Source organism: Salipiger sp. HF18, from assembly GCF_011806505.1.
Lineage (GTDB): Bacteria > Pseudomonadota > Alphaproteobacteria > Rhodobacterales > Rhodobacteraceae > Salipiger > Salipiger thiooxidans.
Genome location: NZ_JAATOS010000402.1, coordinates 1 through 3563 on the forward strand (window position 1 = coordinate 1; position 3563 = coordinate 3563).

The 3563-nt window shown below is 67.5% G+C and carries 4 protein-coding genes; 2 read left to right on the forward strand and 2 right to left on the reverse strand.

Annotated elements, in window-relative coordinates; all coding sequences use genetic code 11:
* Positions 1–735: ABC transporter substrate-binding protein (locus tag HC022_RS21310; protein WP_167453755.1), on the reverse strand; the 735-nt coding region annotated here is incomplete at its 3' end.
* A 151-nt stretch (positions 736–886) separates the two neighbouring features.
* Here HC022_RS21310 and HC022_RS21315 point away from each other — a divergent pair.
* Positions 887–1978 carry a PQQ-dependent sugar dehydrogenase gene (locus HC022_RS21315; RefSeq protein WP_167453756.1) on the forward strand — a complete coding sequence of 364 codons (1092 nt, stop codon included), beginning with the start codon at positions 887–889 and terminating at the stop codon, positions 1976–1978.
* A gap of 34 nt (positions 1979–2012) precedes the next feature.
* On the opposite strand, the gene HC022_RS21320 is transcribed toward HC022_RS21315, so the two are convergent.
* Entirely contained in the window at positions 2013–3011 is a 999-nt protein-coding gene (locus HC022_RS21320) for a GlxA family transcriptional regulator (RefSeq protein WP_008886066.1), read from the reverse strand.
* 206 nt (positions 3012–3217) lie between these two features.
* Here HC022_RS21320 and HC022_RS21325 point away from each other — a divergent pair.
* A partial coding sequence (locus HC022_RS21325) for a 3-deoxy-7-phosphoheptulonate synthase (protein ID WP_167453757.1) occupies positions 3218–3563 on the forward strand: 346 nt, incomplete at its 3' end.

The following is a 3563-nucleotide window of genomic DNA, read 5'->3' on the forward strand; positions in this document are numbered from 1 at the left end:
GAAGGCGCCGGTGTCGAGCGCGGCCTGGATCATGCCCTTGCCGCCCTGGTCCGAGTAGCCCAGCACCACGAGCACGTCACCGCCGGCCGAGGCCAGCGCGCCGATCTCGGCCGAGTAGTCGCCCTTGCCGTCCTCGTGGGGCGCCGAGAGGGTGATCTCGCCACCGGCTGCCTCGAAGGCCGCCGCGAAGCTGTCGGCGAAGCCCTTGCCGTAGTCGTTGTTGGTGTAGGTCACCGCGACCGAGGAAATGCCGCGCTCGCCCAGGATGTTGGCGAGCACTTCGCCCTGGCGTGCGTCGGACGGCGAGGTGCGGAAGAACAGGCCGTTGTCCTCGGCCGAGGACAGGGCCGGCGAGGTCGCGGAGGGCGAGATCATCGGCACGCCGTTCGGCACGGCGACGTTCGACAGGATCGCACCGGTCACGCCCGAGCAGTCGGCGCCCATGATCGCGACGATACCGTCGGTGGTGATCAGGCGCTCTGCGGCGGCACTTGCTGCGGCGGAGTCGACGCAGGTGCTGTCGGCGCGCAGCGGGGTCAGCGTGACACCCTCGAGGAACGCGCCGCTGTCATTGACCTCCTTCAGCGCGAGCTCGGCGCTGGCCCCCATCGACGGGGTGAGCGATTCAATCGGGCCGGTGAAGCCGAGGATGACGCCGATCTTGGCGTCCTCGGCGTGCACGGCGCCAGCAGCAAGCAGCGTGGTGGCAGCAGAAGCCAGAAGCCACTTTTTCATTGTCATGTTCTCCCATCTTGGAACGCTTTGTCCGGAGGAAAGCCTAAGCGCGCCTTTGCTGAAATGGAAGGGGCGACAAACCGCCTGCCGCTGCGGAATACGGGTTGCTCCCCGGTGGTCCGGCCCCATATCGGCCAAAGGAGGTGCCGCAATGAAAAAACTCGTCTTTTCCGGGATCCTCGCGCTTTGCCCGCTGAGCCTGGCCGCTGCCGAGGACATCTCCTCGGAGATCGGCACGCTGTCGGTGACGCCTGTGGTGCAGGGGCTCGACAGCCCGTGGGCGTTCGGTTTCCTGCCCGACGGCACCATCCTCGTGACCGAGCGCGACGGCCGCCTGGTCGCGGTCAGGGACGGGGCCGCGAAGCGCGTCGGCGGGGTGCCCGAGGTCTATGACGGCGGGCAGGGCGGCCTGCTCGACATCCTCGTCCCACGCGATTTCGCCAGTAGCCGCGAGCTCTTCTTCAGCTACGCCAAGCCGATGCGCGGCGGCGCCGGCACCGCGGTCCTGCGCGCCAGGCTGTCCGAGGACGGCAGCCGGCTCGAGGCGGCGGAGACCATTTTCGAGATGAGCCGGGGCTCGGGCGGCGGGCGGCACTTCGGCTCGCGCCTCGTCGAGGCTCCGGACGGCACGCTCTTCGTCACCATCGGCGAGCGAGGCGATGCGGACGCGGCGCAGGACCTTGCGCGGCACAACGGCACCGTGGTGCGCATCACCCGCACGGGGAAGGTGCCCGGCGACAACCCCTTCGTCGGCACCTCCGGTGCGCGGCGCGAGATCTGGTCCTATGGCCACCGAAACGCGCAGGGCGCGGCGCTCGACCGGCGCGGGCGGCTCTGGGTGGCCGAGCACGGCGCGAAGGGCGGCGACGAGGTGAACCGGATCGAGAAGGGCGCCAACTACGGCTGGCCGGTGATCTCCTACGGTCGCCACTACTCGGGCGCGAAGATCGGCGAGGGCACGTCGAAGCCCGGGATGGAGCAGCCGGTGTTCTACTGGGATCCCTCGATCGCGCCCTCGGGCATGACCTTCCTGTCGGGCGGTCGCTGGGATGGAGATGCCCTCGTGGGATCGTTGAAATTCGATTATATCTCAAGGCTTTCCGGCGATCCCCTCAGGGAGGCCGAGAAGCTCTCGTCAGACGCCACCCAGCGGGTCCGCGACGTGGCGCAGGGGCCGGACGGCGCGATCTGGTTTCTCTCCGAGACCCGGGGAACGCTTTTCCGCGCGAGCCCGCCGCGCTGAGCCGCGGCTGACCCGCCGTTGACCCGAAGCGCGCTCAGGCGCCCTTTTCGCCCTGCGATCCGCGTTCGCGGTAGGGCGTGGTCTGGTAATGCGCCCGATAGCATTTGGAGAAGTGCGAGGGGCTGGTGAAGCCGCAGGCCAGCGCCACGTTGATCACGCTCATGTCGGTCTGCATCAGCAGGTTGCGCGCCTTCTGCAGCCGCAGCTCCATGTAGTAGCGCTTGGGGCTGCGGTTGAGATAGCGCCGGAACAGCCGCTCGAGCTGGCGCGTCGACATGCCGACGTCCCGGGCCAGCAGCGCGGGCGAGATCGGCTCCTCGATGCTGGTCTCCATCTTCTTGATGACCTGCGACAGCTTCGGGTGGCGCACGCCGATGCGGGTGGGCGTGGACAGCCGCTGTGTGTCCTGATCGGTGCGGATCGAGGAATAGACCAGCTGGTCGGCCACCGCGTTGGCAAGCTCCTCGCCGTGGTGGTCGGCGATCAGCTTCAGCATCAGGTCGATGGAGGCGGTGCCGCCCGCGGTCGAGAGCCGGTTACCGTCGAGCACGAAGACCGACTTCGTCAGCTGGACCTCGGGGAATTCCTCTTCGAAGCTGTCCTGGTTCTCCCAATGAATGGTGGCGCGGCGCCCGTCGAGCAGTCCGGCCTCGGCCAGCGCCCAGCTCGCGGTGCAGAGCCCGCCCATGGTGAGCCCGCGCCGCGCCTCGCGCCGCAACCAGTTCAGAAGCTTGCGGGTGGTGGCCCCGGCCACGTCGAGCCCGCCGCAGACCAGCACCACGTCATCGCGCGCCAGATCCGGCAGGTCGCAGTCGAGCGCAAAGGCCGGCCCCGCCGAGCATTGCACCGTGCCGCCGCCCTCGCCGGTGATCACCCAGTCATAGAGCCTGCGCCCCGCCATACGGTTGGCGATGCGCAGCGCCTCGATGGCCGCCGAAAAGCTCAGCAGGGTGAACTCGGGCAGCAGCACAAAGACGAAGCGGCGGGGTCTGGCGGGCGGCTCCCCATCAACGACATTGCGCGGCACCGGCATCCGACCTCGTCCCGATTGATGTTTCCTGAACCATTCCAAAGGCTTTGGGGGCTTCGCCCTTAAGGTGCCTGCAGGATGATCCTTCCAAATGGTCAGAACTGCAGGGAAGGGTCAAGCCGGGAAGCCAATTTGCTATGGCCTTGGACGGGCTCGTTCGTTATACGCGCAGGACGTTTTCGCTAACGGAGACTTCTGGGAGAAAGCCTATGAGCGAGTGGACCAAATCGAGCTGGAGAAACAAGCCCCGGATCCAGATGCCCGATTATCAGGATCAGGCAGAGCTGGAGGCCGTGGAGGCACAGCTTTCGAAGTTTCCCCCGCTGGTTTTTGCAGGTGAGGCGCGCCGGCTGCGGACCGAGCTCGGCAAAGCTTCGCGCGGCGAAGCATTCCTCCTGCAGGGCGGCGACTGCGCCGAGGCGTTCGACCAGTTCTCGGCCAACGCCATCCGGGACACCTTCAAGGTGATGCTGCAGATGGCCATGGTGCTGACCTACGGCGCCAAGGTGCCTGTGGTGAAGGTCGGCCGCATGGCAGGCCAGTTCGCCAAGCCGC

What these genes read in the sequence shown, in the direction of transcription:
- HC022_RS21315 (WP_167453756.1), top strand. Translation starts at nt 887, where the DNA reads ATGAAAAAACTCGTCTTTTCCGGGATCCTCGCGCTTTGCCCGCTGAGC.
- HC022_RS21320 (WP_008886066.1), bottom strand. Translation starts at nt 3,011, where the DNA reads ATGCCGGTGCCGCGCAATGTCGTTGATGGGGAGCCGCCCGCCAGACCC.